General features: G+C 42.0%; 34 protein-coding genes and 1 pseudogene. 29 read left to right on the top strand and 6 right to left on the bottom strand.

Going from position 1 to position 26,003, the window contains the following annotated elements; translation table 11 throughout:
- The first annotated feature begins 5 nt into the window (after positions 1 to 5).
- The 24 genes and pseudogenes from rplV (at position 6) to rplQ (ending at position 12,677) form a co-directional block, all read left to right on the top strand.
- Entirely contained in the window at positions 6 to 434 is a 429-nt protein-coding gene (gene rplV / locus ACQ86K_RS26615; protein WP_091165379.1) for a 50S ribosomal protein L22, read from the top strand.
- A gap of 6 nt (positions 435 to 440) precedes the next feature.
- Complete coding sequence (rpsC, locus tag ACQ86K_RS26610; protein WP_090529273.1) at positions 441 to 1,313, top strand: 30S ribosomal protein S3; 873 nt, start codon at positions 441 to 443, stop codon at positions 1,311 to 1,313.
- A 50-nt stretch (positions 1,314 to 1,363) separates the two neighbouring features.
- Complete coding sequence (gene rplP / locus ACQ86K_RS26605; RefSeq protein ID WP_090529269.1) at positions 1,364 to 1,786, top strand: 50S ribosomal protein L16; 423 nt, start codon at positions 1,364 to 1,366, stop codon at positions 1,784 to 1,786.
- 124 nt (positions 1,787 to 1,910) lie between these two features.
- Positions 1,911 to 2,120, top strand: a complete 210-nt coding sequence (gene rpmC / locus ACQ86K_RS26600; protein ID WP_090529266.1) for a 50S ribosomal protein L29 — start codon at positions 1,911 to 1,913, stop codon at positions 2,118 to 2,120.
- Between the two features lie 25 nt (positions 2,121 to 2,145).
- Positions 2,146 to 2,400, top strand: coding sequence for a 30S ribosomal protein S17 (gene rpsQ / locus ACQ86K_RS26595; protein WP_091166929.1), 255 nt, complete (start codon positions 2,146 to 2,148; stop codon positions 2,398 to 2,400).
- A gap of 1 nt (position 2,401) precedes the next feature.
- Positions 2,402 to 2,770 (top strand): 50S ribosomal protein L14, encoded by a 369-nt coding sequence (rplN, locus tag ACQ86K_RS26590; RefSeq protein WP_090529260.1) that lies wholly within the window; start codon positions 2,402 to 2,404, stop codon positions 2,768 to 2,770.
- Position 2,771: 1 nt separating this feature from the next.
- A complete protein-coding gene (rplX, locus tag ACQ86K_RS26585) occupies positions 2,772 to 3,101 on the top strand; it encodes a 50S ribosomal protein L24 (RefSeq protein ID WP_090529257.1) in 330 nt (109 codons plus the stop codon).
- Entirely contained in the window at positions 3,101 to 3,664 is a 564-nt protein-coding gene (rplE, locus tag ACQ86K_RS26580; RefSeq protein WP_090529254.1) for a 50S ribosomal protein L5, read from the top strand. The genes rplX and rplE overlap by 1 nt, the downstream gene beginning before the upstream one ends.
- Positions 3,657 to 3,926, top strand: coding sequence for a 30S ribosomal protein S14 (rpsN, locus tag ACQ86K_RS26575; RefSeq protein WP_090529250.1), 270 nt, complete (start codon positions 3,657 to 3,659; stop codon positions 3,924 to 3,926). Before rplE ends, rpsN begins: the two co-directional genes overlap by 8 nt.
- A gap of 148 nt (positions 3,927 to 4,074) precedes the next feature.
- Complete coding sequence (gene rpsH, locus ACQ86K_RS26570; RefSeq protein ID WP_090529247.1) at positions 4,075 to 4,473, top strand: 30S ribosomal protein S8; 399 nt, start codon at positions 4,075 to 4,077, stop codon at positions 4,471 to 4,473.
- A gap of 17 nt (positions 4,474 to 4,490) precedes the next feature.
- A complete protein-coding gene (gene rplF, locus ACQ86K_RS26565) occupies positions 4,491 to 5,048 on the top strand; it encodes a 50S ribosomal protein L6 (RefSeq protein ID WP_090529244.1) in 558 nt (185 codons plus the stop codon).
- 5 nt (positions 5,049 to 5,053) lie between these two features.
- Positions 5,054 to 5,404: a 50S ribosomal protein L18 gene (rplR, locus tag ACQ86K_RS26560; protein WP_090529241.1), complete on the top strand. Its 351-nt coding sequence runs from the start codon at positions 5,054 to 5,056 to the stop codon at positions 5,402 to 5,404.
- 12 nt (positions 5,405 to 5,416) lie between these two features.
- A complete protein-coding gene (gene rpsE, locus ACQ86K_RS26555) occupies positions 5,417 to 5,935 on the top strand; it encodes a 30S ribosomal protein S5 (protein ID WP_090529238.1) in 519 nt (172 codons plus the stop codon).
- A 6-nt stretch (positions 5,936 to 5,941) separates the two neighbouring features.
- A pseudogene (gene rpmD, locus ACQ86K_RS26550) lies at positions 5,942 to 6,120 on the top strand (50S ribosomal protein L30).
- 4 nt (positions 6,121 to 6,124) lie between these two features.
- Positions 6,125 to 6,571, top strand: a complete 447-nt coding sequence (gene rplO, locus ACQ86K_RS26545) for a 50S ribosomal protein L15 (protein ID WP_090529235.1) — start codon at positions 6,125 to 6,127, stop codon at positions 6,569 to 6,571.
- Positions 6,572 to 6,576: 5 nt separating this feature from the next.
- Positions 6,577 to 7,920: a preprotein translocase subunit SecY gene (gene secY / locus ACQ86K_RS26540; RefSeq protein WP_090529231.1), complete on the top strand. Its 1,344-nt coding sequence runs from the start codon at positions 6,577 to 6,579 to the stop codon at positions 7,918 to 7,920.
- Positions 7,921 to 7,926: 6 nt separating this feature from the next.
- Positions 7,927 to 8,718: a type I methionyl aminopeptidase gene (map, locus tag ACQ86K_RS26535; RefSeq protein ID WP_129569163.1), complete on the top strand. Its 792-nt coding sequence runs from the start codon at positions 7,927 to 7,929 to the stop codon at positions 8,716 to 8,718.
- Positions 8,719 to 8,782: 64 nt separating this feature from the next.
- Positions 8,783 to 9,001 carry a translation initiation factor IF-1 gene (infA, locus tag ACQ86K_RS26530; RefSeq protein ID WP_022833270.1) on the top strand — a complete coding sequence of 73 codons (219 nt, stop codon included), beginning with the start codon at positions 8,783 to 8,785 and terminating at the stop codon, positions 8,999 to 9,001.
- Positions 9,002 to 9,005: 4 nt separating this feature from the next.
- Positions 9,006 to 9,122: a type B 50S ribosomal protein L36 gene (gene ykgO, locus ACQ86K_RS26525; RefSeq protein WP_022833269.1), complete on the top strand. Its 117-nt coding sequence runs from the start codon at positions 9,006 to 9,008 to the stop codon at positions 9,120 to 9,122.
- Positions 9,123 to 9,212: 90 nt separating this feature from the next.
- Positions 9,213 to 9,590, top strand: a complete 378-nt coding sequence (gene rpsM / locus ACQ86K_RS26520; RefSeq protein ID WP_090529226.1) for a 30S ribosomal protein S13 — start codon at positions 9,213 to 9,215, stop codon at positions 9,588 to 9,590.
- Positions 9,591 to 9,732: 142 nt separating this feature from the next.
- Positions 9,733 to 10,122, top strand: coding sequence for a 30S ribosomal protein S11 (gene rpsK, locus ACQ86K_RS26515; protein ID WP_090529224.1), 390 nt, complete (start codon positions 9,733 to 9,735; stop codon positions 10,120 to 10,122).
- Between the two features lie 67 nt (positions 10,123 to 10,189).
- Positions 10,190 to 10,798, top strand: coding sequence for a 30S ribosomal protein S4 (rpsD, locus tag ACQ86K_RS26510; RefSeq protein ID WP_090529221.1), 609 nt, complete (start codon positions 10,190 to 10,192; stop codon positions 10,796 to 10,798).
- A gap of 178 nt (positions 10,799 to 10,976) precedes the next feature.
- Entirely contained in the window at positions 10,977 to 11,969 is a 993-nt protein-coding gene (locus tag ACQ86K_RS26505; RefSeq protein ID WP_090529218.1) for a DNA-directed RNA polymerase subunit alpha, read from the top strand.
- Positions 11,970 to 12,125: 156 nt separating this feature from the next.
- Positions 12,126 to 12,677 carry a 50S ribosomal protein L17 gene (gene rplQ / locus ACQ86K_RS26500; protein WP_176627929.1) on the top strand — a complete coding sequence of 184 codons (552 nt, stop codon included), beginning with the start codon at positions 12,126 to 12,128 and terminating at the stop codon, positions 12,675 to 12,677.
- 111 nt (positions 12,678 to 12,788) lie between these two features.
- Here the strand turns inward: rplQ and ACQ86K_RS26495 are convergent, their stop codons facing one another.
- On the bottom strand, positions 12,789 to 13,283 hold the full coding sequence (locus ACQ86K_RS26495; protein WP_189549181.1) for a GNAT family N-acetyltransferase: 495 nt from the start codon (positions 13,281 to 13,283) through the stop codon (positions 12,789 to 12,791).
- A 313-nt stretch (positions 13,284 to 13,596) separates the two neighbouring features.
- Positions 13,597 to 13,887 carry a hypothetical protein gene (locus ACQ86K_RS26490; protein WP_091165420.1) on the bottom strand — a complete coding sequence of 97 codons (291 nt, stop codon included), beginning with the start codon at positions 13,885 to 13,887 and terminating at the stop codon, positions 13,597 to 13,599.
- 259 nt (positions 13,888 to 14,146) lie between these two features.
- On the opposite strand from ACQ86K_RS26490, the gene dnaK reads away from it, so the two are divergent.
- The 4 genes from dnaK to ACQ86K_RS26470 all read left to right on the top strand — a co-directional run bounded on the left by dnaK (position 14,147) and on the right by ACQ86K_RS26470 (position 21,060).
- Positions 14,147 to 16,048, top strand: coding sequence for a molecular chaperone DnaK (gene dnaK, locus ACQ86K_RS26485; protein WP_431199080.1), 1,902 nt, complete (start codon positions 14,147 to 14,149; stop codon positions 16,046 to 16,048).
- A 432-nt stretch (positions 16,049 to 16,480) separates the two neighbouring features.
- The gene (gene leuS, locus ACQ86K_RS26480; RefSeq protein WP_431199079.1) at positions 16,481 to 19,285 is read left to right on the top strand and encodes a leucine--tRNA ligase; all 2,805 of its coding nucleotides are present in this window, start codon (positions 16,481 to 16,483) and stop codon (positions 19,283 to 19,285) included.
- Positions 19,286 to 19,604: 319 nt separating this feature from the next.
- Positions 19,605 to 20,096: a hypothetical protein gene (locus tag ACQ86K_RS26475; protein ID WP_143020725.1), complete on the top strand. Its 492-nt coding sequence runs from the start codon at positions 19,605 to 19,607 to the stop codon at positions 20,094 to 20,096.
- 31 nt (positions 20,097 to 20,127) lie between these two features.
- Positions 20,128 to 21,060, top strand: coding sequence for a bestrophin family protein (locus tag ACQ86K_RS26470; protein WP_431199078.1), 933 nt, complete (start codon positions 20,128 to 20,130; stop codon positions 21,058 to 21,060).
- Positions 21,061 to 21,102: 42 nt separating this feature from the next.
- Here ACQ86K_RS26470 and ACQ86K_RS26465 read toward each other — a convergent pair whose 3' ends face one another.
- The gene (locus ACQ86K_RS26465) at positions 21,103 to 21,306 is read right to left on the bottom strand and encodes a DNA-directed RNA polymerase subunit alpha C-terminal domain-containing protein (RefSeq protein ID WP_091165437.1); all 204 of its coding nucleotides are present in this window, start codon (positions 21,304 to 21,306) and stop codon (positions 21,103 to 21,105) included.
- Positions 21,307 to 21,575: 269 nt separating this feature from the next.
- Here ACQ86K_RS26465 and ACQ86K_RS26460 point away from each other — a divergent pair, with 269 nt between their 5' ends.
- The gene (locus ACQ86K_RS26460) at positions 21,576 to 22,148 is read left to right on the top strand and encodes an REP-associated tyrosine transposase (protein ID WP_091165443.1); all 573 of its coding nucleotides are present in this window, start codon (positions 21,576 to 21,578) and stop codon (positions 22,146 to 22,148) included.
- A 186-nt stretch (positions 22,149 to 22,334) separates the two neighbouring features.
- Here the strand turns inward: ACQ86K_RS26460 and ACQ86K_RS26455 are convergent, their stop codons facing one another.
- The 3 genes from ACQ86K_RS26455 to ACQ86K_RS26445 all read right to left on the bottom strand — a co-directional run bounded on the left by ACQ86K_RS26455 (position 22,335) and on the right by ACQ86K_RS26445 (position 25,913).
- Positions 22,335 to 23,288 (bottom strand): acetyl-CoA carboxylase carboxyltransferase subunit alpha, encoded by a 954-nt coding sequence (locus ACQ86K_RS26455; protein WP_090529188.1) that lies wholly within the window; start codon positions 23,286 to 23,288, stop codon positions 22,335 to 22,337.
- A gap of 47 nt (positions 23,289 to 23,335) precedes the next feature.
- Positions 23,336 to 23,803: a hypothetical protein gene (locus ACQ86K_RS26450; RefSeq protein ID WP_143020726.1), complete on the bottom strand. Its 468-nt coding sequence runs from the start codon at positions 23,801 to 23,803 to the stop codon at positions 23,336 to 23,338.
- A gap of 355 nt (positions 23,804 to 24,158) precedes the next feature.
- Positions 24,159 to 25,913, bottom strand: coding sequence for a family 43 glycosylhydrolase (locus tag ACQ86K_RS26445; RefSeq protein ID WP_091165451.1), 1,755 nt, complete (start codon positions 25,911 to 25,913; stop codon positions 24,159 to 24,161).
- Positions 25,914 to 26,003 lie beyond the last annotated feature (90 nt).

Below are 26,003 nucleotides of genomic sequence, written 5' to 3'. Positions count from 1 at the left end.
AGGCAATGGAAGCAACAACAAAAATTAAAAAGTCTGTACTGATCAGGCAACAAAAAGAAGCTGCGAAAGCTCTTGTAGGCGGCGCTTCTGTTGCTAAGTTACAGGACTGCCCAACTTCACCACGCAAAATGCGTTTGGTGGTTGACTTGATCCGCGGTGAAAACGTTGAGAAAGCGTTATACATATTGAAATTTACTAACAAAGAAGCTGCTATTCGTGTAGAGAAACTTTTGTTATCAGCTATCAAAAACTGGGAAGCAAAAAACGAAGGCAAACGTGTTGAAGACAGCAACCTTTTTGTTAAGGAAGTATCTGTAGGCGGTGGCCGTCAGTTAAAAAGGTTACGCCCTGCTCCGCAAGGAAGAGGATACCGTATCCGTAAACGCTCAAACCACGTAACACTTGTTGTGGATAGTAAAAACGAAAACAATTAATTTGAAATGGGACAGAAAGCACATCCAATAGGTAACAGGTTAGGAATCATCAGAGGTTGGGATTCTAACTGGTTCGGTGGCAACAACTACTCCGATAAATTAGTTGAAGACGAAAAAATCCGCAAATACCTTTCAGCTCGTATTGCTAAAGGTGGTGTATCTAAAGTAGTTATCGAGCGTACTTTAAAACGCATTACCGTAACTATCCACACTGCCCGTCCGGGTATTGTGATCGGTAAAGGCGGTCAGGAAGTTGACAAGATCAAAGAAGAGTTGAAAAAACTTACCAAGAAAGAAGTTCAGATCAACATTTTCGAGATCAAACGTCCTGAGCTTGATGCACAATTAGTAGCAGAAGGCATTGCAAAACAATTAGAAGCACGTATCTCTTTCCGTCGTGCCATGAAAACCACAATCGCTGCAACCATGCGTATGGGTGCCGAAGGTATCAAGGTAATGACTTCAGGCCGTTTAGGCGGCGCTGAGATGGCACGTAGCGAGCAATATAAAGAAGGCAGGATTCCTTTGCACACTTTCCGTGCTGACATTGACTACGCATTAGCAGAAGCATTAACTACCTATGGTAAAATAGGTGTTAAAGTTTGGATCTGCAAAGGCGAGGTTTATGGCAAACGCGATCTTTCTCCAAACATTGGCGGTACCAGCAGCGCAAGCGGTAAAGGTGGCAGGCCAGAGGGCGGTGCACCAGGCTTTGGTGGCCGTGGTAACGAAAGAGGCGGCGAGCGCGGCGGTGAGCGTCGTGGCGACAGGAAACCAGGTGGCGATCGTCGTGGCGGTGGTAACCGTCCGGGCGGACAAGGTGGAAACCGTCCGGGTGGACAAGGTGGAAACCGTCCGGGTGGCCCAGGTAAGAGATAATAATTAAAGTACAAGACAAATATCGAATAACGATATAAAAGCTTAAGAAAATGCTACAGCCAAAAAGAACGAAGTTCAGAAAGATGCAAAAAGGCAGGATGAAAGGTTTAGCCACCCGTGGTGCTGAACTTTCATTCGGATCTTTTGGTGTTAAATCACTCGAAGCGGCATGGATCACCAGCCGTCAGATCGAGGCTGCACGTATCGCTGTAACACGTTTTATGAAACGTGAAGGACAGGTTTGGATCAGGATATTTCCTGACAAACCTGTAACCAAGAAACCTGCAGAGGTACGTATGGGTAAAGGTAAAGGTGCTCCTGAATACTGGGTTGCGGTAGTACGCCCCGGAAGGATCATTTTTGAAGCCGAAGGCGTGCCTTTGGAAGTTGCTAAAGAGGCTTTACGCCTTGCAGCACAGAAATTACCGGTGCAAACTAAATTTATTGTACGTAGGGATTACGTAGAAGCATAAATTGAGGAGTTAGTTGAAGAGTTGTAAAGTTTTAATGTTGTGAAGTTAGATGCCGAATTTCACCATTCAAATAAAAACAATACAACGTTTAAACTTACCAACAGACAACAAATAACAAAGAAAAATGAAGAACTCAGAAATTTTGGGCCTATCAACTGAAGAGATTGTTGCTAAGATCAGCGAGGAAAGGGCTACCCTAACCAAATTGAAATTCGCTCATGCAGTTTCAGCTATTGAGAACCCGTCCCGTATAACTAAAGTACGCAAAGGAATTGCTCAGTTAAATACTGAATTAACAAAACGTAAAGCGGCGGCCGCTTCTGAAAAGAATTAATTTTTTAAACATTCAGACAATGGAATTGGAAAGAAATTTAAGAAAAACACGTACCGGCCTCGTAGTTAGCAACAAAATGGAGAAATCTATCGTTGTGGCCGTTGAACGTAAGGTGAAACACCCTATTTACGGTAAGTTCGTAAAAAAGACTACCAAATTTATGGCTCATGATGAAACCAATACTTGTGGCGTAGGCGATACAGTATTGATCATGGAAACCCGCCCGCTGAGCAAAACCAAAAACTGGCGATTAGTTGAAATTTTAGAAAGGGCTAAATAAGATGGTACAACAGGAATCAAGATTAACAGTAGCCGACAATAGCGGCGCTAAAGAAGTTTTAGTGATCCGTGTATTGGGTGGTACCGGTAAAAGGTATGCATCAATCGGCGATAAAATTGTGGTTACCGTAAAAAGCGCTTTACCATCAGGTAACGTTAAAAAAGGTACCGTATCAAAAGCCGTAGTTGTGCGTACTAAAAAAGAGATCCGCAGAAAAGACGGTTCATATATCCGTTTCGACGATAACGCAGCTGTGTTGTTAAACAACCAGGACGAGCCAAGAGGTACACGTATCTTTGGCCCTGTTGCAAGGGAACTGCGCGAGAAACAATTTATGAAAATTGTATCATTAGCACCGGAGGTATTGTAACATGGAAAAGAAAGTAAAATTAAAGATCCGTAAAGGCGACCTGGTTAAAGTTATCGCCGGCGATTCAAAAGGATCACAAGGCAAAATCGTTGAGGTTTTGGTAGATAAGAACAGGGCTATTGTTGAAGGTGCCAATATGGTATCAAAACATACAAAACCTAATGCTGCTAACCCTAACGGCGGAATTGTTAAACAAGAAGCTGCTATACATATTTCAAACCTAATGCTGGTTGATCCTAAAACAGGTAATACAACCCGTGTTGGCCGTCAAAAAAATGACGCCGGCAAATTAGTAAGGGTAGCAAAAAAATCAGGGGAGGAAATTAAGTAATGACTTACGTACCAAGATTAAAATCAAAATACAAGGACGAAATCCGCACCGCACTGAAAGATAAATTTCAGTACAAAAGCGTAATGCAGGTTCCTAAATTGGAGAAAATTGCCATTAACCAGGGTGTAGGTGGTGCAACTACCGACAAGAAATTGATCGAAAACACCATCACTGAGTTAACTACCATCACTGGTCAGCAGGCAGTATCTTCAAAATCTAAAAAAGATATCTCAAACTTTAAATTGCGTAAAAATATGCCGGTTGGCGTACGTGTTACCCTGCGTGACAACACAATGTACGAGTTTTTGGATCGTTTAATCGCTGTAGCCCTGCCACGTATCCGTGACTTCAAAGGCATCAACGATAAAGGTTTTGATGGCCGCGGCAACTATACATTAGGTATTACTGAGCAAATTATCTTCCCTGAGATAAATATTGACAAAATCAATAAAATCCAAGGTATGGATATTACCTTTGTAACCTCCGCAACAAACGATGTTGAAGCATTGGAGTTGTTGAAACAATTTGGTTTACCATTTAAAAATCAAAATAGCAATGGCTAAAGAAGGTGTAAAAGCACGTGAAGTAAAGCGCGCAAAATTAGTAGCTAAATACGCTGAAAAAAGAGCTGCTTTAAAAGAAGCTGGCGATTACGCTGCTTTAGATAAATTACCAAAAGCATCATCACCGGTAAAACTGCACAACCGTTGCAAATTAACCGGCCGCCCTCGTGGTTATATGCGTCAGTTTGGCATCTCACGTGTTACATTCCGTGAAATGGCTCTTGAAGGCAAGATCCCGGGAGTGAAAAAAGCAAGCTGGTAAGCAAAAGCTGAAAGCAAAAGGCGAAAAGCGTAAGGCATAAAAGCTTTAGGCTTTTTGCTTTATGCATTGAGCTTAAAATGAATGAATTAACCGATGGAAGGTCGCCCGGGATGTTACCGGAAGGAAACCACCGTCATAACACAATAAAATGAATACAGATCCAATCGCAGATTATCTTACAAGAGTAAGGAATGCTATTAAAGCCAACCACCGGGTTGTTGAAATTCCTGCATCAAATCTGAAGAAGGAAATCACTAAGGTGCTTTTCGACAAAGGTTACATTGCAAATTATAAGTTTGAGGATAATGGTCCTCAGGGCACTATCAAAGTTGCTTTGAAATACCACCCGATAACTAAAATTTCTGCTATCCGCAGCATTTCGCGCATCAGCAAACCAGGTTTGAGGAAATACGCAGGTATGGAAAACATGCCACGTGTACTAAATGGTTTAGGTATCGCCATCCTGTCAACTTCTAAAGGCGTTATGTCTGATAAAGAAGCTCGTCAGCAAAATGTTGGTGGTGAGGTTTTATGCTACGTTTATTAACAGAAGAAATTTAAGCAATGTCAAGAGTAGGAAAAGCACCGATAGCACTGCCACAGGGAGTAACCATTACAGTTTCAGCAGATAATGTTGTTACCGTAAAAGGTCCTAAAGGCCAGTTGCAACAGGCAATTGATAGCGATATCACTATTGCACAGGAAGACGGTCAGTTACTGGTTCAACGCCCGTCTGATCAAAAACGTCACAAAGCGTTACATGGTTTATACCGCGCGCTTTTAAATAACATGGTAATTGGTGTAACCGAAGGTTACAAAGTAACCCAGGAATTAGTGGGTGTAGGTTACCGTGCCACCAATACCGGTAATACATTAGATTTAGTGTTGGGTTTCTCTCACCACTATGTATTTGAATTACCTCAAGAAATTAAAGTTACAACCACTGCTGATAAGGGTAAAAACCCAACCATCATCCTTGAATCAATTGACAAACAGTTAATTGGCCAGGTAGCAGCTAAAATCCGTTCATTACGTGCACCAGAGCCTTACAAAGGTAAAGGTATCAAGTTCCAGGGCGAGATTTTGAGAAGAAAAGCAGGTAAATCAGCATCTAAAAAATAATCGTCATGGGAGCTAAACTATCAAGAAGAGACAGGATTAAAAAAGGCATCAGGAAACGCCTTTCAGGGTCAACAGAACGTCCCCGCCTGTCAGTATTTAGAAGTAATAAAGGTATTTATGCGCAGATCATTGACGATGTAACCGGTAAAACTTTAGTTTCAGCATCATCTTTATCAAAAGATTTTGCCGCTGAAGGTACAAAATCAGATCAATCGGTAGCTGTAGGTAAACTGGTAGCTTCAAAAGCTATCGCTGCAGGTATTAAAGATGTGGTTTTCGACAGGAACGGTTACCTGTACCATGGCCGTGTTAAGTCATTGGCCGAAGGTGCACGTGAAGGTGGTTTAAACTTTTAATCGAAAAGAGAAATGTCAACAATCAACATAAAAAGAGTAAAAACAAGCGAGATCGAATTAAAAGACCGCTTGGTAAGCATACAGCGTGTTGCCAAAGTAACCAAAGGCGGCCGTACTTTCAGCTTCTCTGCTATCGTAGTAGTAGGTGATGAAAACGGTGTTGTAGGTTACGGTTTAGGTAAAGCTAAAGAGGTAACTGAAGCTATTGCTAAAGGCATTGATGATGCTAAAAAGAACCTGGTAAAAGTTCCAATTATTAACGGAACTGTACCTCATGAGCAAATTGGTAAATTTAGCGGTGGTTTTGTTTTCATTAAACCAGCAGCTAACGGTACCGGTGTAATTGCAGGTGGTGCTATGCGTGCCGTATTAGAGTCGGCAGGTGTACACAACGTATTGGCAAAATCAAAAGGTTCATCAAACCCGCACAACGTGGTAAAAGCAACCGTATCGGCATTAGCCCAGTTACGTGATGCAAATACAGTAGCACAACAGCGCGGAATTAGTTTAGGTAAAGTATTTAACGGATAATCAGTCATGGCTAAGATCAAAATAACACAGATTAAGAGCGTGATCGACAGAACGGAACGCCAGAAAAAACAATCGAGGCTTTAGGCTTGCGTAAAATTAACCACAGTGTGGAAGTTGAGGCTACACCTGCTATAGTTGGGATGGTTAGGAAAGTGAACCACCTGGTAGCGGTTGAAAATATTTAATATCATGAATTTAAGTAATTTAAAACCTGCAGAAGGTTCAACCAAAAATAGAAAAAGAATTGGCCGTGGTACAGGTTCTGGCCGTGGCGGTACGTCAACCCGTGGCCACAAAGGCGCCGGTTCACGTTCAGGTACCAGCACCAAGGTAGGCTTTGAAGGCGGTCAGATGCCTTTACAGCGTCGTGTGCCTAAAGTGGGCTTTAAAAACCCTAACCGTGTTGAGTACACAGGTGTAAACCTTGACGTACTTCAGGAATTAGTAACAAAGTTTTCGCTTACTGCTGTTGATTTTGATACTTTGAAAGAGCACGGTTTGGTATCACGTAACGACCTGGTTAAGATCCTGGGCCGTGGTGAGCTTACTGCCAAATTAGAAGTTAAAGCACATGCATTTACTGCTACAGCTCAAAAAGCTATTGAAGCTGCAGGTGGTACCATAGTTAAGTTATAATTTCGATGAAGAAATTTTTCACCACATTATCCAATATCTGGAAAATCGAAGATCTGAGAGTGCGTATTACTAACACACTCTTATTTCTTTTAATATATCGTGTAGGCTCATTCGTGGTTTTGCCGGGCGTTAACGCCGCGGTAGCATCAACCCAAAAAGCAGAAGGATTAGTAGGATTGCTGAATATGTTTGCAGGAGGATCGTTTTCACGTTCCTCTATTTTTGCGTTAGGTGTTATGCCTTACATTTCGGCTTCAATTGTGGTGCAACTGCTGGGTATTGCCGTTCCGTATTTTACCAAATTGCAAAAAGAAGGTGAAAGCGGTCGCAACAAGCTTAACCAATGGACCCGCTACCTAACAATAGGTATTACCTTTTTACAGGCTATAGGTTACCTTAAATCGCAGGTTGCTGCTGATGCAAGGACTATTGCCGATCCTTTTACCTTCATCTTCATTAACACTTTTGTGTTAACGGCAGGTACATTATTTGTAATGTGGTTAGGCGAAAAGATCACCGATAAAGGTATCGGTAACGGTATTTCACTTATTATCATGGTGGGTATCATTGCTCAGTTACCAATGGCGTTTACTACCGAGTTCGTTTCGCGTAATGGCGGTGCCGGTGGTTTAATTGCTTTCATTGTGGAGATCGTAGGTCTTATTGGTGTAGTAATGTTTACTATACTGATAGTACAGGGAACGCGTAAAATTTCGGTACAATACGCTAAACGTATTGTGGGTAACAAACAATATGGCGGTGTACGCCAGTATATACCTTTAAAGGTAAATGCTGCAGGTGTAATGCCAATCATATTTGCTCAGGCATTGATGTTTATCCCGCAAACTGTATCGCAGTTTTTCCCTAACGTATCATCAAACGGCATATTGATAGCTTTAGCTAACTATAACTCATGGGAGCATAACCTGTTGTTTGGGATCCTGATCATCCTGTTCACTTACTTCTATACTGCTATTACGGTTAATCCTAACCAAATGGCCGATGATATGAAGAAGAATGGTGGCTTTATCCCGGGCATTAAACCAGGCCGTACTACTGCTGAGTTTATTGATGGCGTAATTTCAAAGATCACTTTACCAGGATCAGTATTCCTGGCTATTATAGCAATCATCCCGGCATTGGCCAGTTTGGTTGGTGTATCTCCGGTATTCGCAAGGTTCTTCGGCGGTACATCGCTGATCATCCTGGTGGGTGTTGTTTTGGATACATTGCAGCAAATAGAAAGTCACTTGTTGATGCGACATTATGATGGTTTAATGAAAACCGGACGGATTAAGGGACGTACAGCTATGCCTGCCGCTGCCGGTACCAGTCCGACAGCGATTTAATTAGCAATGTCAAAAATCAATTATAAGTCTGTCGAAGAGATAGAACTCATAAGAGAAAGTTCTTTACTTGTTTCAAAAACACTCGGAGAGATAGCTAAGGTTATCGCTCCGGGTGTTAAAACAATTGAACTGGATAAGCTTGCCGAAACCTTTATACGGGACAACGGCGGTGTTCCTGCTTTTTTAAACTATCACGGATTTCCTTATTCACTGTGTATCTCCCTGAATGACCAGGTTGTACACGGCTTCCCCGGATCGCATGTTTTAACTGAAGGCGACCTGGTATCAGTTGATTGCGGCGTTGTTTTAAATAAATACTACGGCGACTCGGCTTATACCTTTGCCATTGGTGAGGTTAACGACCAGGTTAAAAAGCTGATGCGTGTAACGCAGGAATGCTTAAAGCTGGGTGTTGAAAAAGCGGTTGTAGGGATGAGGGTAGGTGATATCGGATACGCGGTACAGGAGCATGCCGAAAAGAACGGCTTTGGTGTAGTAAAGGAACTTGTTGGCCATGGTGTGGGATTAAAACTGCACGAAAAACCCGAAGTACCTAACTATGGCAAACGCGGTGCCGGTATCAAACTGGAAGAAGGCATGGTGATAGCCATTGAGCCCATGATCAATGCCGGCCGTGCCGGTGTTAAGTTTTGGGATGATGGCTGGACAGTTTCAACATCTGACAAGAAACCTTCGGCACATTATGAGCATACAGTAGCGGTACGAAAAGGTACTCCAGACATTTTATCGACGTTTGATTACGTAGAAAATGTTTTAAAAGAAAAAAATAATAATTAAATAATTTTTTATTAATTTTGCATCCCGGTTTTAGGGCGGATAATTAAGTAATAATCAACAAAATATGGCTAAACAATCTTCGATTGAGCAAGACGGTACAATTAGAGAGGCATTGTCAAATGCAATGTTCAGAGTTGAACTTGAAAATGGTCATGAGATTATAGCGCACATATCGGGCAAAATGCGTATGCACTACATTAAAATTCTTCCTGGCGACAGGGTGAAGCTGGAAATGAGTCCATACGATTTAACAAAGGGTAGAATAACCTATAGATATAAATAAAAAGATGAAAGTTAGAGCATCCATCAAAAAGCGCAGCGCTGATTGCAAGATCATCCGCCGTAACGGGAAACTTTACGTTATTAACAAGAAGAACCCGAAGTTTAAACAACGCCAGGGCTAAGAACAATTACTGAATTGGAGAATGATTGAATTACTGATGATAGCGATTCGATAATTCAATAATTCGATAACTCAATAAATTACAAGAAATATGGCAAGGATATCAGGTATTGATTTACCAAAGAATAAAAGAGGAGAAATCGGACTTACTTACATTTTCGGTATTGGCCGCTCAACAGCTCAAAGAATTTTGACTGAGGCTGGTATTGATTTTAATATCAAAGTACAAGACTGGACCGATGAGCAATTATCTTCTATACGCGGAATTATTAACGACCAAATTAAGGTTGAAGGTGCATTACGTTCAGAGGTGCAGCTTAACATTAAGCGTTTGATGGATATTGGTTGTTACCGCGGTACACGTCATCGTAAAGGTTTACCATTACGTGGTCAGCGTACTAAAAACAACTCACGTACCCGTAAAGGTAAACGTAAAACAGTTGCTAACAAGAAAAAAGCTACTAAATAGTGATTGGTGCTTAGAGGTTAGAGATTGGTTAATTGCCGCTTGATAACCTTTAAATCATCAGGAATACCTCATTTTGACAGTATAATTAATGGGTCCGGATTATTCGTTAATTCAGTAATTCATTAATTCAAAAATTAAAAAAATGGCTAAAGCTAAAAAAGTAACCAAGAAACGCATTGTGATTGTTGAGCCGGTTGGCGAAGCACACATCAATGCTACTTTCAACAACATCATCATCACCCTTACCAACAAAACCGGCCAGGCAGTTTCATGGTCATCAGCTGGTAAAATGGGTTTCAAAGGTTCAAAAAAGAATACTCCTTACGCTGCCTCACAAGCTGCTGCCGATTGCGGTAAAGTTGCTTATGACTTAGGTTTACGTAAAGTTGAAGTATTTGTAAAAGGCCCAGGTGCCGGTCGTGAGTCAGCTATCCGTACTTTGCAAACTGCAGGTATCGAAGTAACTACGATTAAAGATATTACACCGCTTCCACACAACGGTTGCCGTCCTTCAAAAAGAAGAAGAGTTTAATTAACATATTTTTTAAAGCTAAGATTCGGCAGCTGCAGGCTGCATGATACTTTAAGAACACACAAAAATGGCCAGATATACAGGACCAAAATCCAAAATTGCCCGTCGTTTCCGTGAGCCGATCTTCGGTCCGGACAAAGCGTTAGAACGTAAAAACTATCCTCCGGGCATGCACGGTGCTTCAAAACGCCGTGGAAAGCAATCAGAGTACTCTACTCAGTTGCAAGAGAAACAAAAAGTTAAATACACTTATGGTGTATTAGAGCGTCAGTTCGAAAACTTATTTCACCGTGCTTCTGCTAAAGAAGGTATCACAGGCGAAAACCTGTTGAAATTCCTGGAAGCTCGTTTAGATAACGCTGTTTTCCGTTTAGGTATTGCTCCTACACGTTCGGCAGCACGTCAATTGGTTAACCACAAACACATCACTGTTAACGGTGCTGTTGTAAACATCGCTTCATATGCATTGAAAGCTGGTGATGTGGTTGCAGTACGTGAAAAATCTAAATCATTAGAGGCTATCACTACTTCAGTAGCCGGTAGAAGAATCAACAAATACAGCTGGTTAGAGTGGGATGCGAACAACCTTACAGGTAAATTCCTTAACTATCCTAACCGCGATGAGATCCCTGAAAACATCAAGGAAAACCTGATCGTCGAGTTGTACTCTAAATAAGATATGAGATATCAGATGTGAGATTTGAGAGTTTTTTCAAATCTCATTTCTGGTTTTCGTATATATGCAAATCACAAACAAAAGATTTGAATAAGCGTTTGAACAGCAGAGTAAATCTCACATCTCAAATCCCATATCTCAAATCAATTATCAAGTAAACAATAAATAAAGGATATAAATGGCAATTTTAGCATTTCAAAAACCAGACAAGGTTATCATGCAAAAAGCAAATGATTTTGATGGTACGTTTGAATTTCGTCCGTTAGAACCAGGTTTTGGTGTAACCATTGGTAATGCTCTGCGTCGTATCTTACTTTCATCACTTGAAGGTTATGCAATTACTTCTGTTCGTTTTTCGGGAGTAACTCATGAATTTTCAACCATCAAAGGTGTTGTTGAAGACGTAACCGAGATCATCCTGAACCTTAAACAAGTTCGTTTTAAGAAAACAGGTGAATCTGGCGACAGCGAGAAAATATTTGTTATTGTAAATGGCCAGGATGCATTTAAAGCAGGAGATATCACCAAATTCTCTAACAACTTTACTGTATTAAATCCTGATTTGGTACTTTGCAATATGGATCCGGCTGTAACGCTTGAAGTTGAGCTTACTGTAGGCAAGGGCCGTGGTTACGTACCAAGCGAGGAAAATAAAAATCCTGACGCTAACGTAGGTGTGATCGCTATCGACTCGATCTATACGCCGATCAAAAACGTAAAATATACCATCGAAAACTATCGTGTTGAGCAAAAAACCGACTATGAGAAATTAGTATTGGATATTGCTACCGATGGTTCGATCCACCCTGAAGATGCTTTGAAAGAAGCAGCTAAAATCCTGATCCAGCACTTTATGCTGTTCAGCGATGAAAACATGATGCTTGAAGCACAAGCTAAAGAAGAAACCAAAGAAGTGGATGAAGAGATCCTGCATATGCGCAAGATCCTTAAAACTGAACTGGTTGATCTTGACCTTTCTGTACGTGCCCTTAACTGCCTTAAAGCTGCTGATATCCGCAGCCTTGCTGACCTGGTATCGTACGATGTTGCTGACATGTTAAAATTCAGGAACTTTGGTAAAAAATCGTTAACTGAAATCCAGGACCTGGTTAAATCAAAAGGTTTATCTTTTGGCATGAACCTGTCTAAATTTAAGTTAGACGAAGAATAAGAAAGAAGCAAGACGGTGAGAAGCAAGAATCAGGAATTTTATATCTTGACTCTTGATTTCTTGGCTCTTGATTCTTGTTGCAAACATTAAGCGAAAGCATAATTCCGAGGGCTTGAGGCTATCGCCCAACGGTATGCACGTGAAATATATAAAACAATGAGACACGGAAACAAAAACAATCACTTAGGCCGTACTACCAGCCACCGCAAAGCGATGCTGGCTAACATGGCATCTTCGCTTATTTTACACAAGCGTATCACTACAACATTAGCAAAAGCAAAAGTTTTACGCGGTTATGTTGAGCCACTTTTAACAAAATCAAAAAACGATACTACGCACTCACGTCGTACAGTATTCAGCTACTTGCAGGATAAAGACGCTACATCAATCGTTTTCCGCGAAATCGCTGAAAAAATTGCTAACCGTCCGGGTGGTTACACCCGTATCATCAAGTTAGAAAACCGTTTAGGCGATAACGCTGAAATGGCAATCATCGAGCTTGTTGATTACAACACTGTTTACGGTGCTGACGCTGCTGCTCCTGCTAAGAAATCAACCCGTCGTCGTGGTGGTTCTGGTGCAAAAGCTAAAACTGCTGCTCCTGTAGCTGCAGAAGAAGCTGTAGTAGTTGAAGACGTTAAAGAAGAGCCGGCTGCTGAGGCACCTGCACCTTCTGAAAACGAAGAGAACGCTGAAAAAGGCGAATAATTAATTATTCGGTTTAACAGATACTAAAACGGCACTGATCTATGATCGGTGCCGTTTTTTTATGTAATTGACTGCCGTTTTAGGTAAAATCATGGTGATTCCCTGATCTGTTTACTCGCGGTTCAGGCTATAAGTCAATAAGCATTCAACTTCATTCATTAAAGTGAAACCGCACTTTTCCAATATCCTTCGTGATGGCAAGTTATCTGCATACGTGCGCACTATGATAGCTTTTACAAATTCATGTGTAAATGCCCATTGCGAAAGTAATTGTAAAGCTTCTGTAGCATAACCTTTGTTATGCTGGTTGGCGTCGATCATATAACCAATCTCCGCTTCGCCGGCATCATTAGGATAACCGGCAAAACCCATGCCGCCAATGACAGTATTGGTGCTTTTAAGAACAATCTCCCAGCCGGTATACCATAGGTATTTATCAGGAAAGGCGAGCGTATTAGGCAGCCAGAAACTATCGAAGGCATCATCAATTTCTTTGATATATAACGGATCGATCAGCATAGCTGAAGGTGTTAAGCCTAATGATAGCTCCAGCAGCTTACGGTTTTGTTTAAGCAATAATAATTGCGCGTGTGTTAACGGTATCATCTTTAACCGTTGTGATTGGATAAAATACATTTAATGTTGGAATTAAATAACAATAAGAAACCAGTTCGCTTTTTTAAAGTGAAGGTACAGCCGTTAAATAAGGCTGTTTGTTATGCAATTCCAGGCAATGTAATAAGCCTGTTTGGGGTGTTAAGTAACAGAGGCGGTTTGTTTGATTGCAGTAAATGTAATGATTTTAATTAGAAGCGTTTAGTGATTGTCCGAATTAAACGAATTGACGAATTTTTTTGAATTTGCTTAGCATTCAGTCAATTCTTTAATTCTATAAATTCCGGCTCAAACAAATTCACCATTACTCATCAATATAAAACTTGATATCATTAAAGCGGCTGCGCCCTTCGCGTACAAAGTTGCCATCGATATTGTAGAGCACATCGCCAAAGAGACTACGGCCTTTCCTGATCAGGTTATCGTCAAGGTTACAAACCACATCGCCAAACATTCCCTGACCCTTTTTTACTATTTTGCCATCTATGGTATATAATATGTCGCCAAACCGGCCCTGACCTTTTCGCACATAGCTGCCATCGATGGTGTATAGTACGGTTCCAAACTTATTGTTGCCCTCCCTGATATATTTCATAACGGTGTTATAATTACGTGTTTTAAGTTAGTCGATATACTGCCAATTAGCAAACCACGCAATAACCTTTTGCCTTTTAACTTTCGCCTTTAACCTAAAACGGTCCTGCCAACCTGTCATCACAAAGTAAGCTATTCTGCCGCCTTGTTCATGAACTGACAATTACAGGCAATTTTTACTGCCATTGGCATATTGGCACAGGCATTGATAAACAGCAATGGTAAGTAAACAATAAATCAAAAAGAAAAAACAATCATATATGTCTAAAATAATTGGAATCGACTTAGGAACAACAAACTCCTGCGTTGCTGTAATGGAAGGTAACGAGCCTGTTGTTATAGCTAACAGCGAGGGTAAACGTACTACGCCGTCTGTAGTAGCTTTTATTGATAATGGCGAACGTAAAGTTGGTGATCCTGCAAAACGTCAGGCTATTACAAACCCTACAAAAACCATTTCGTCAATTAAACGCTTTATGGGTAACCAGTTTAACGAAGTTACAAGTGAAGCGGCACGTGTACCTTATAAAGTAGTTAAAGGCGACAATAACACTCCTCGTGTTGAAATTGGCGACCGTAAATATACCCCGCAAGAAATTTCTGCAATGATCCTTCAGAAAATGAAGAAAACTGCCGAAGATTTCTTAGGTACCGAAGTAACCGAAGCGGTTATTACCGTTCCTGCTTACTTTAACGATGCTCAGCGCCAGGCAACTAAAGAAGCCGGTGAAATTGCTGGTTTAAAAGTACGCCGTATCATTAACGAACCTACTGCTGCTGCATTAGCTTACGGTTTTGATAAAGCTCATAAAGATATGAAGATAGTTGTGTTTGACTGCGGTGGCGGTACTCATGACGTATCTGTATTGGAATTGGGCGACGGTGTATTTGAAGTGAAAGCTACCGATGGTGATACTCACTTAGGTGGTGACGACTTTGATCAGGTAATTATTGACTGGTTAGCCGACGAGTTTAAAAACGACGAAGGTTTAGACCTGCGTAAAGACCCAATGGCTTTACAACGTTTAAAAGAATCGGCTGAGAAAGCTAAAATTGAGTTATCAAGCTCTGCTCAAACTGAAGTTAACCTGCCATACATTACTGCAGTTGACGGTATGCCTAAGCACTTAGTTAAAACATTAACCCGTGCTAAATTTGAGCAATTAGCTGATAGCCTAATCAAACGTACTATTGAGCCTTGTAAATCAGCTTTGAAAAATGCCGGTTTAAGCACTTCTGATATCGACGAAGTGATTTTGGTAGGTGGTTCAACCCGTATCCCTGCTATCCAGGAAGCTGTACAAAAATTCTTTGGTAAAGCTCCTTCAAAAGGTGTTAACCCTGATGAAGTTGTTGCTATCGGTGCTGCTATCCAGGGTGGTGTATTAACCGGTGAGGTTAAGGATGTGTTATTGCTTGACGTTACCCCGCTTTCATTAGGTATCGAAACCATGGGTGGTGTAATGACTAAATTAATTGAGTCGAACACTACTATCCCTACTAAAAAATCTGAAACGTTCTCAACCGCCAGCGACAGCCAGCCTTCAGTTGAGATCCACATATTACAGGGTGAGCGCCCAATGGCTGCGGGCAACCGTACTATAGGTCGTTTCCACCTGGATGGCATTCCGCCAGCACCTCGTGGCGTACCACAAATCGAAGTTACTTTCGATATTGATGCTAATGGTATCCTGCACGTATCTGCAAAAGATAAAGCTACAGGTAAAGAGCAAAAAATCCGTATCGAAGCTTCTTCAGGTTTAACTGATGCCGAGATCAAAAAGATGAAGGATGAAGCTGAGGCTAATGCTGATGCTGACAAAAAGGCAAAAGAAGAAGTTGAAAAACTGAACGCTGCTGATGCCCTGATCTTCTCGACTGAAAAACAATTGAAAGAGTACGGTGATAAGATCCCTGCTGATAAAAAAGCACCTATTGAAGCTGGCTTAGCTAAATTGAAAGAAGCTTACTCAGCTAAAAACTTTGACGCTATCGAAGCTGCACAAACAGAGCTTAACACTGCCTGGACTGCTGCATCTGAAGATATGTACAAAGCTTCTGCCGAAGGTGCTCAAGGCGCACCAGGTGCCGGTGATAACGGTGCAGGCGCGCAAGACAACTCTGACACTGTAACAGATGTTGATTTTGAAGAAGTGAAATAATTAATTTTGTTTCGATAATAATTAAGCCCGGTTTGGTTAATTCCATCCCGGGCTTTTTTTGTGGGGAGATATTGCCTGGTTGCAGAGTAGGAGGGACCTGCGGGGCCATAACTGATCATAATGTAAAGCAACGTAAGGCCCAGCTGCGCTACGTATTTATAGCCCCGTAAATACCTAAGAGCACTACACTAAAATCTGTAAACTTTTTTAGGACGAGACATAAGGAGCGGTTTTAACTGCGGAGATTCATCCTGTTGAAATTTTAGATTGATTAATTTGTGCCTTAACCTAAATATGCAAAAGCTCCTGATAGGTTAAACTCCATAGCAAATTGTTTAAAAAGATACCATTAACCCTCAACTAATCCATTAATAACTACTAAACTAATAGGGAAATGCTTAATTTCGCAACCTCATACGCGTAAAACATCAAATGGACTACCAATTTAAAGAGATAGAGCAAAAATGGCAGCAGTTTTGGGCACAAAACCAAACCTTCAAAGCCGAAGACAAAAGCAGTAAGCCCAAATATTATGTGCTGGATATGTTCCCTTACCCGTCTGGGGCCGGCCTGCACGTTGGGCACCCGCTGGGCTATATCGCTTCTGATATTTTTGCACGCTACAAACGCTTAAAAGGCTTTAACGTATTGCACCCTATGGGCTATGATAGCTTTGGCCTGCCGGCCGAGCAATACGCCATACAAACCGGTCAGCACCCTGCTATAACTACCGAAGATAATATTGCTACATATCGCCGCCAGTTGGACCAGATCGGCTTTTCGTTCGACTGGAGCCGCGAGGTGCGTACCAGCTCTCCCGATTATTATAAATGGACCCAATGGATCTTTATGCAGTTGTTTAACAGCTGGTATAATAAAGATACCGACAAGGCCCAGTCAATTGATCAGCTGGTTGCACATTTTGAAACCAAAGGTTCTACCGGTATCAATGCCGTTTGTGATGATGAAGTTTTAAGTTTTACTGCCGATGAGTGGAAAGCGTTCAGCAATGAAGAACAGCAGTCCGAATTGTTAAAATACCGCCTTACCTACCTGCGCGAAAGTACCGTAAACTGGTGCCCTGCTCTTGGTACCGTATTGGCAAACGACGAAGTAAAAGACGGCTTTAGCGAGCGTGGCGGCTACCCCGTTGAACAAAAGAAAATGACCCAATGGAGCATGCGCATTACCGCATACGCCGAAAGGTTATTACAAGGCCTTGATACTATCGACTGGCCAGAGCCTTTGAAAGAAATGCAAAGGAACTGGATTGGTAAAAGTACTGGTGCTTCAGTTAAATTCCCGATAGATAAATCAGGTCATAACGCTGCTCTGGGTACCGATTTTATCGAAGTGTTTACCACAAGGGTTGATACCATTTTTGGCGTTACTTTTTTAGTAATTGCTCCTGAGCATGAATTAGTTTCTGCATTAACTACACCTGAGCAAAAGGCAGAAATTGAAGCTTACATTACTCAAACCAAAAAGAAATCGGAGCTTGACAGGATGGCTGATGCCAAGACAGTATCAGGCGCATTTACCGGTAGCTATGTGCTTAACCCGCTGAACGGGCAGCAAATTCCAATCTGGATTGCTGATTATGTTTTGGCCGGATACGGAACAGGCGCGGTTATGGCCGTACCATCAGGCGATCAGCGCGATTACCTTTTCGCAAAGCATTTTAATTTGCCTGTAGTGCAGATTCTCGATATTCAAAACATTGAAACAGAAGCCGATCCAACCAAGGAAGGGACTTATATTAACTCTGATTTTATTAATGGCCTGGCTTACAAAGAAGCAACTGCCGCGGTGGTTGCCAAACTTGAAGAGATCAATGCCGGTAAAGCCAAAGTTAACTTCAGGATGCGCGATGCTATTTTCGGCCGCCAACGTTACTGGGGCGAGCCGGTGCCGGTTTACTTTAAAGAGGGTTTACCTCATTTAATTAATGAAAGCCACTTGCCATTACTATTGCCCGAAATTGATAAATATCTCCCTACCGAAACCGGCGAACCGCCGTTAGGACGTGCAGAGGATTGGAAATATGAAGGTGGTTTGCCTTACGAGCTAAGCACCATGCCGGGTTGGGCTGGCTCAAGCTGGTACTGGTACCGTTATATGGATGCCAAAAACGATAAGGAGTTCGCATCGCGCGAAGCTATTGAATACTGGAAAGACGTTGATTTGTACATCGGCGGCAGTGAACATGCAACCGGTCACCTGTTGTACAGCCGTTTCTGGAACAAGTTTTTGAAAGACCTTGACCTTGTTGTTGAGGAAGAACCCTTCAAAAAATTGATCAACCAGGGCATGATCCAGGGCCGCAGTAATTTTGTTTACAGGCTGATTGACGAGGAAGGCCGCGGAACAAATACTTTGGTATCGCACGGTTTAATTAAACAATACAAAACCTCGCCATTACATGTGGATGTAAACATTGTTGAGAACGAGATCCTGAACATCGAGAAATTCAAACAATGGCGACCAGAGTTTACTGACGCAGAATTTGTATTGGAAGGCGGCAAATACATCTGCGGTGTTGAAGTTGAAAAGATGTCGAAATCCAAGTTCAATGTGGTGAACCCGGATGATATCATCAGCCGTTTCGGTGCCGATACCTTACGGATGTATGAGATGTTCTTAGGCCCGCTGGAGCAGAGCAAACCGTGGAATACCAATGGTATTGAGGGTGTTTTCAAATTCCTGCGTAAATTCTGGAGGTTATTCCATAATGATGCCTGGGAGTTTGGCGTAAACAATGCCGCTCCGTCAAAAGCTGAGTTGAAATCATTGCATAAGATCATAAAAAAGGTTGAAGAAGATATCGAGCGTTTCTCGTTCAATACTTCGGTATCCAGCTTCATGATCGCTGTTAATGAATTAACCGATTTGAAATGCAACAACCGTGCGATATTGCAGGATATGGTGATCATCCTGTCGCCTTATGCGCCGCACATTTGCGAGGAGCTTTGGTCGTTATTGGGTAATGCTGATGGTACTTTATCATATGCACCATTCCCTAAATTTAATGCCGAGTATTTGGTTGAAGATGAGTTTGCTTACCCAATCTCAATCAACGGTAAAATGAAAATGAACCTAAGCATCTCGTTAAGCCTTGATGTTAAAGAAATAGAAGCCTTTGTTTTGGCTAATGCCGATGTACAAAAATACCTGGATGGTAAAACCCCTAAAAAACTGATTGTAGTAAAAGGCAGGATTGTGAATATGGTGGTTTAAACCCTCTCCACCCCTTAAGGGGGTACTTTTAGAAATCCCAACCCTGGTTTTGGAACGCAAGGCCAGGGCTTTTTTATTGCCTGAAATAAAGATGTCAAATCCGAAACACTTCGAAAGGCGGAAACGGGCGATGAAGGGGTAAGAAATGTTATCCGCCTTGTATAGCCTCTCTATCGCCCCAACGTACAAACATCCCGTGCTCCATCGATGACATCCTGAAAATTCTAATCACATTCTAATTTCTTTCTTAAACCGTTTTAATGCCTGGTACCGACTATTGTATCAACAAACAGTAGTAAACACAAAAAAAGGTATCATCATGAAAACATTAAACATTATCATCCCGTCTGATTTCACCTTATCATCATTAAACATTATACCTGTTTTAGCAGAGCGCTATCCGGATCAAAAGCTCAACATATCGTTCGTTCATTTCCTGCAATTGTCCGACTCTATATCCGATCTGTTATTATTATCCCGCAGGAGCAGGGAATACCAGCTCATCAGCGATGAATTTTACGCCGGTTGCACTATGCTGAAGAATGACTATGCAGACCAGATAGAAAACATCATCCCCGACTTTTTTTATGGCAACACAGTGGCTGTATTTAAAAACTATCTGGAAGAAAAAGAGGCAGGCCTGATTGCCATGCCCGAAAGTCACAACTATGCAAGGTTAACACCAAACAGTTTTGACCCTACCATACTGATGCAACGGAGCGGGTATAAAATAATTACCCTTAAAGCTAAAGTTAAACAGCCTTTAACCATCGTCAATGCCGAAGCAGAGCATGAGCTGCTGGAGGTTTAATATTTACTAAAATCATTTAAAACAACTATCTATGTTACTAAAAGAAAATATCCCGGTAAAATATGTGGTGGGCAAAATAAAGCATGAATTGTTACTGGTTGCCGTGTATGCTGTAGCTATAGCTTTATTCCATCGCTTTTTGCCTGAGTACCGCATTTCAATCCCAATTGCTGTGCCAGCCATATTGGCTACAATCATATCCTTGTTGCTGGCATTTCGCTCAAACCAGGCCTACGATCGATGGTGGGAAGCCCGGAGCATTTGGGGAGCTATAGTGAACGATTCAAGATCGCTGGTTCGCGAGTTGATCACGTTTTTAGATGGCGATAACGCCGTATGTGAAGAAATAGAAGGTTTCAAAAAACGATTTGTTTACAGGCAGATAGCATGGTGCCATGGCTTAAGCCAATCATTACGTAAGCAAGATCCCTATGCTAAAAACGCCCACCTGCTGGTTGACGAAGAGGTGAAATTCACTCATCGTTTTACAAACATGCCCAACAGCTTGTTAAAACTGCACGGGCTTGACCTAAAACTGGCTTATAAAAATGGGTGGCTTAGTGATTACCAGCAAGTGCAGATAGATGGCACGCTTAACCGCCTGTGCGATGCTATGGGCAAATGCGAGCGGATCAAGAACACGGTATTCCCGGTTACATACAGCTTATACATCCATTTTTGCCTGTACCTGTTTATCATATTGCTGCCATTTGGCCTCATCGAATTCTTCGGCATGTTTGAAGTACCGCTGATCATAGCTATAGCAGCAGCATTTTTACTGGTAGAGAAAATGGCCATCCACCTGCAGGACCCATTTGAGAACAAACCAACAGACACCCCAACAACTGCCATATCGCAAACTATTGAACGCGACTTAAAGCAGATGCTTAACGATAAACATGAGAGTGAAAAGGCGCCGGTGCAAACTGCCGCCGCTAAAGCAAACGTATATTATATACTGTAAGCTTTATACCCCTGTGCGGGAAGGCACAGGGGTTCACTTATTTTATTCCCTAAAGCCTAAACCTTTTTCTTTCATCTTCTCCTTCACTATCGGCACCGAACTTTTGCCTACACCGTGAAAATGCAAAAACTCTTTCTCGGTAAGTTTTGATAATTCAAGCAATGACGTGATACCGGCATTAGCCAGCGCTCGCCGTGCAGGATTACCCAGTTTACCAAAAGGACTATTTGATTCTTCAGTCTTCATAATGAATGCTTTAATTGATGATCAAATTTAACATCAAACTACCTTTTGCGTGCGGGGCATTTGCGACTATTGAGGGGGTGGGATTCTTGAGCTTATTCCTTGCGCTCGTTTGCAACTTTATAAAACAGAGAAAACATGTCATTGCGAGCGCAGCGCGGCAATCGCAGGGAAGCATAGCCGCACTCCTTGCGCTCGTTTGTAACGAGCGCTTAATATGGTTTTGCGATTGTATCGCACGATCACTAATTTAGTCTAAACCATTATTCACAATGTCAGATCAATACAGAGTAAGAAACCCAGAAGAAATACATTTCGTTACTTTTACTATTGTGGACTGGATTGATGTTTTTATCAGGCCATCCTACAAGCAATTTATTATCGATTCTCTTATTTACTGTCAAAAAAATAAAAGTTTAGAGATATACGCTTTCTGCCTGATGACAAACCACCTCCATCTATTGGTGTCGGCAAAGCATCCTGTAAGATTACCCGATATTATTCGGGATTTTAAAAAACATACCAACAAACAAATCATTAAACTAATAAAAGAAGAGAATGAAAGCCGGAGGGATTGGATGTTATATCGCTTTCAATATAATGCAAGGTTTGATGATCGAATACAAAATTATAAAGTTTGGCAGGATGGCTATCATTCAATTGAGTGCGACCGGGAAGACATACTTTTTCAGAAGTTGGATTATATTCACGACAATCCTGTACGGGCAGAAATAGTAAGCTATCCTGAACATTACATATATAGTTCGGCAGTGAACTATGCAGGAGAGCAGGGTTTGTTAGAAGTAACATTGTTGGAGAGAGGCTTTATGTCTATAAAATTTTAGTTTGCTTACGTTATAAACGTAAGCCCATATTAAGCGCTCGTTGCAAACGAGCGCAAGAAGTAGCACAAGATGGTGTAGTAACAAAACAAAAAGAGCCACCTCTACGGTAGCTCTTTTATTTCTTGTTTCTTGCGCTCGTTTATAACGAGCGCTTAATATGGTTTAGCGATTGCATCGCGATACTTTCTATTCATTAACCACACCCATTGAGCAGAATTTATCAATACGCTCGGCCACAAGCTCATCAATATTGCGCTCTTTAAGGGTTTTCAAGTCTTTTAATAATTGTTTTTTCAGAATACCGGCCATAGCAACCGGGTCTTGATGGGCACCGCCAAGGGGTTCTTTGATCACCCCGTCAATCAGCTTGTTCTTAAACATTTCTGTCGAGGTTAGTTTAAGTACTTCGGCAGCACGCTCTTTATTTTCCCAGGTTTTCCAGAGAATGGTTGAGCAGTTTTCGGGAGAGATCACTGAATACCATGAGTTGTCCAGCATCAGTACCCTATCGCCAATACCAATACCCAATGCGCCGCCCGATGCACCTTCGCCAATAATAACACAGATCACCGGCACTTTCAGCACTGCCATTTCGAGCAGGTTACGGGCAATGGCTTCACCTTGTCCGCGCTCTTCGGCCTCTAAACCCGGATAAGCTCCCGGAGTATCAATTAAAGTAACAACGGGCTTGTTGAATTTTTCGGCCATTTTCATTAGCCTTAAGGCTTTACGATAACCTTCCGGATTAGCCATACCGAAGTTACGGTACTGGCGCTCTTTAGTGTTACGGCCCTTTTGATGGCCGATAAACATTACTGTTTGGCCATTCAGCGTACCAAAACCACCAATTATTGCTTTATCATCACCTACGGTACGGTCGCCATGCAGTTCAATAAAATCATCACACATCAGCTCAATGTACTGCAAGGTGTAAGGCCTTTCGGGATGACGCGAAATTTGTACTTTTTGCCAGCCTGTGAGGTTGCTGTATATATCTTTTTTGGCTTCTTCCAGCTTTCCTTCCAGCTCGGCAACAGTTGCCGACATGTCGAGTTTGTTTTTTTCCTCAACCTGCTTTACCTTCTCTATTTGCTGCTGTAACTCAGCCAGTGGTTTTTCAAAATCAAACGTAATCTTCATACACTTTATTTGGAGGCGCTAAATTAAGCAAATCAAACGGGATATTTTCAATTATGAGCAGTGAGTGTTTCCAACTTCGTGATTTGCTGAGGGGCCAATGCATTGCCGGTGCTTAAACAGGCCTGCAAAATGGCATTCCTGAGCTCTCCGTAATACAAACCCGAGCGGTTGGCGTAAAAGATAACGCTGCCATTATCCGTCCCTTTTCTCATCAGTTTATCAAGTGTGGTTTCGTTGGTAACTATAAAATTGCCCATTTCTACCCGTTTGCGGTGCAGTTCGGCAGCAATGGCCGTAATTTTGGTCAGCTGAACAGGGCTCAGGCTTAGTTCTTTTTTAAACTTCAGCGCTGCATCGGGCATGGGATAATGATTAAGCCGGGCAACCTGTTCAATATCGTCAAACAAATACTCACCGGTAATCAGTTGGGTAAACTTTTTGTTGCTCAGGGTTTTTATGGGCGATTTTTTCAGCGTACTATCGGCTTGCTGGGCTTTGGCAGCAATGCTGAACATTAAGGTTATAAGGAGGGTGAGGATGGTTTTTAGCATAAGGGGGATTCAGTATCTTATGTTTAAATAAAATATTCATTGCCGTTGGTTTTAACCAACGGTAAAAGAGCTAAAAGTTCCTGGCTTTAGCCAAACTATGTAAGCGGATTTGGGCTGAAGCCCCTTTTCTGCTACCTATTACTATTACCCCGTTGGTTAAAACCAACGGCAATGAACTGTCTACCTGCAAACTGTATTTATCAAATTTAAAAATATTTTATGTAGAGGCACATAATTAAGTCTCCAGTAAGATAAAACGCATTGAATGAGTGTACGGGAGACGCAATTATGCGTACCTACATTAAAAGGAATATTAACACTACTCTACCTTTACAACTTTTGTCCGCGCCGAAATTCCGTTTTCATTAAACGCTTCTATTTGAAAATAGTATGGCAGGCTTTTATCCATCCCATTAAAATAGTATTCGTTACGGCCGTAAACAATCATGTTGTTGTACAATTTATCGGGTGCTATGCCGAAGTAAATGGTGTAGCCGGTGGCATTATCGTTTGGCTTCCATTTAAGCCAGGCATTGCGGCGTTCGCTGTCGCCACGCAGTATAATCAGGTTTTGAACGGTATCGGGTTTTGCACCTGCACCTTTACCAAACACCCTTAATCCAGATATTGCAAATTTGCCTGTAGGCATGTGCAGATTAACCATTTTTATGTAACGCGCTTTGACAGGGTTTTTAAGCTCGATATAATCGTGCGGCACATCTTTACGGTTTTTGCTTTTGTCGATAAGGGGCTGCCATGTTTTGCCGTTAACTGACGAATAAACGATATATTGGTGATACACACCTAATGATTTGCCCGTAAACATGGCATCCTGATCGGCATAGTTAATTTGGATGGCATTTACAGTGCTGATCCCGCCGAGATCAGTTTTAAGCCATTCGCCTTTATTGGCTGTTTTGGCGCTCCAATAAGTTTTAATGTCTTCATCAACAGCATTATTGGCAGTATAAGCGCCCAGGGTTGATGAAACCTCTACAGGTTTATTATAATTAAGGATCATCCAGCCGGTAAAATTACTTTTCAGATGGTCTTCGGGGCCGCTGGATAAATAGTGCGGATAATCGCCATAAGCGGTATTGCTGTACAGTACGCCATCCTTATCAAACCCGGCAGGCCAGAAGCCAATGCGGCGTTCAAAGTTGTTTTTCACCGAGATGCCCATCGTGCTGATATGCCAGTAATTGCCATATTTATCGGCCCAGGTAGCGCCATGCCCTGCACCTTTGGCAAAGCCTCCGGGCTTGTATGAAAAAGGGTTATGCTTTTGATAGGTGAAAGGCCCCAGCGGATGATCGCCCACAAAAACACCGTCGCCATAGCCACTTTGCTCGGTACCTGGTGCGCCAAACTGCAAATAGTATTTGCCTTTATACTTGTTCATCCACGAGCCTTCTATAAATGGCAGCAGAAACACATTATCGTTATGCTCGCCAAAACGTTCCCAGCCATGCTCTTCGGGATTAAGCTTAACCATTTCTTTTTTAGGTCCGATGGGTTCAAAGGTATGCCTCTCAATCTCCTGCCCGTAAAGCGGCAGTGTATTGCTGGAACCATGGTAAATATAAACCCGGCCGTCATCGTCAGCAAACATACCCGGGTCCCAGGCGCCAACTTTAAAATAGTCTTTAGCGGCTTTCCAATCATCATGCGTTGGGTTGGTGCTCATCCACAGGGTAAAATCCTTATTATAGGTCGATCCGATCACCAGCAGGGTATCGCCCAAAACCAGCGTGGCAGGAGCACAAAGTTCGTCTCCCTTTACTTCGTTATATGGGCGAACAAATTTGCGGTAAACAAAATTCCAGTTCAGCATGTCATCGCTCCACCAGTATCCGAATTGGTTGGTGGAGAACAAATAATACTTACCTTTAAACAACGTCATGGTCGGGTCGGCTGTGGCGCGGTGTTTACCCCAGCTCGCAAATGTTTCGAAGGGGGTGTAACCATAATCGAGGTTAAGCGGGTTACAGTAGGTAAGGCGTCTTTGTTGCGCATGGGCGCTCATTGCGCAGCAACATATCAGGATGAGCAGATAACGGGTAACTGTTTTCATAAGGAAATACTAACAGGTTATAATGGTATTACAAGGTGGGGCTAATATCAGTTTTTAAATGGCAATAAAAGTTTTGTGTACTACTACATC

It is taken from the genome of Mucilaginibacter sp. P19, assembly GCF_050632265.1.
Taxonomy (GTDB): domain Bacteria; phylum Bacteroidota; class Bacteroidia; order Sphingobacteriales; family Sphingobacteriaceae; genus Mucilaginibacter; species Mucilaginibacter gossypii.
This window is presented reverse-complemented; position numbering and strand designations above follow the sequence as displayed.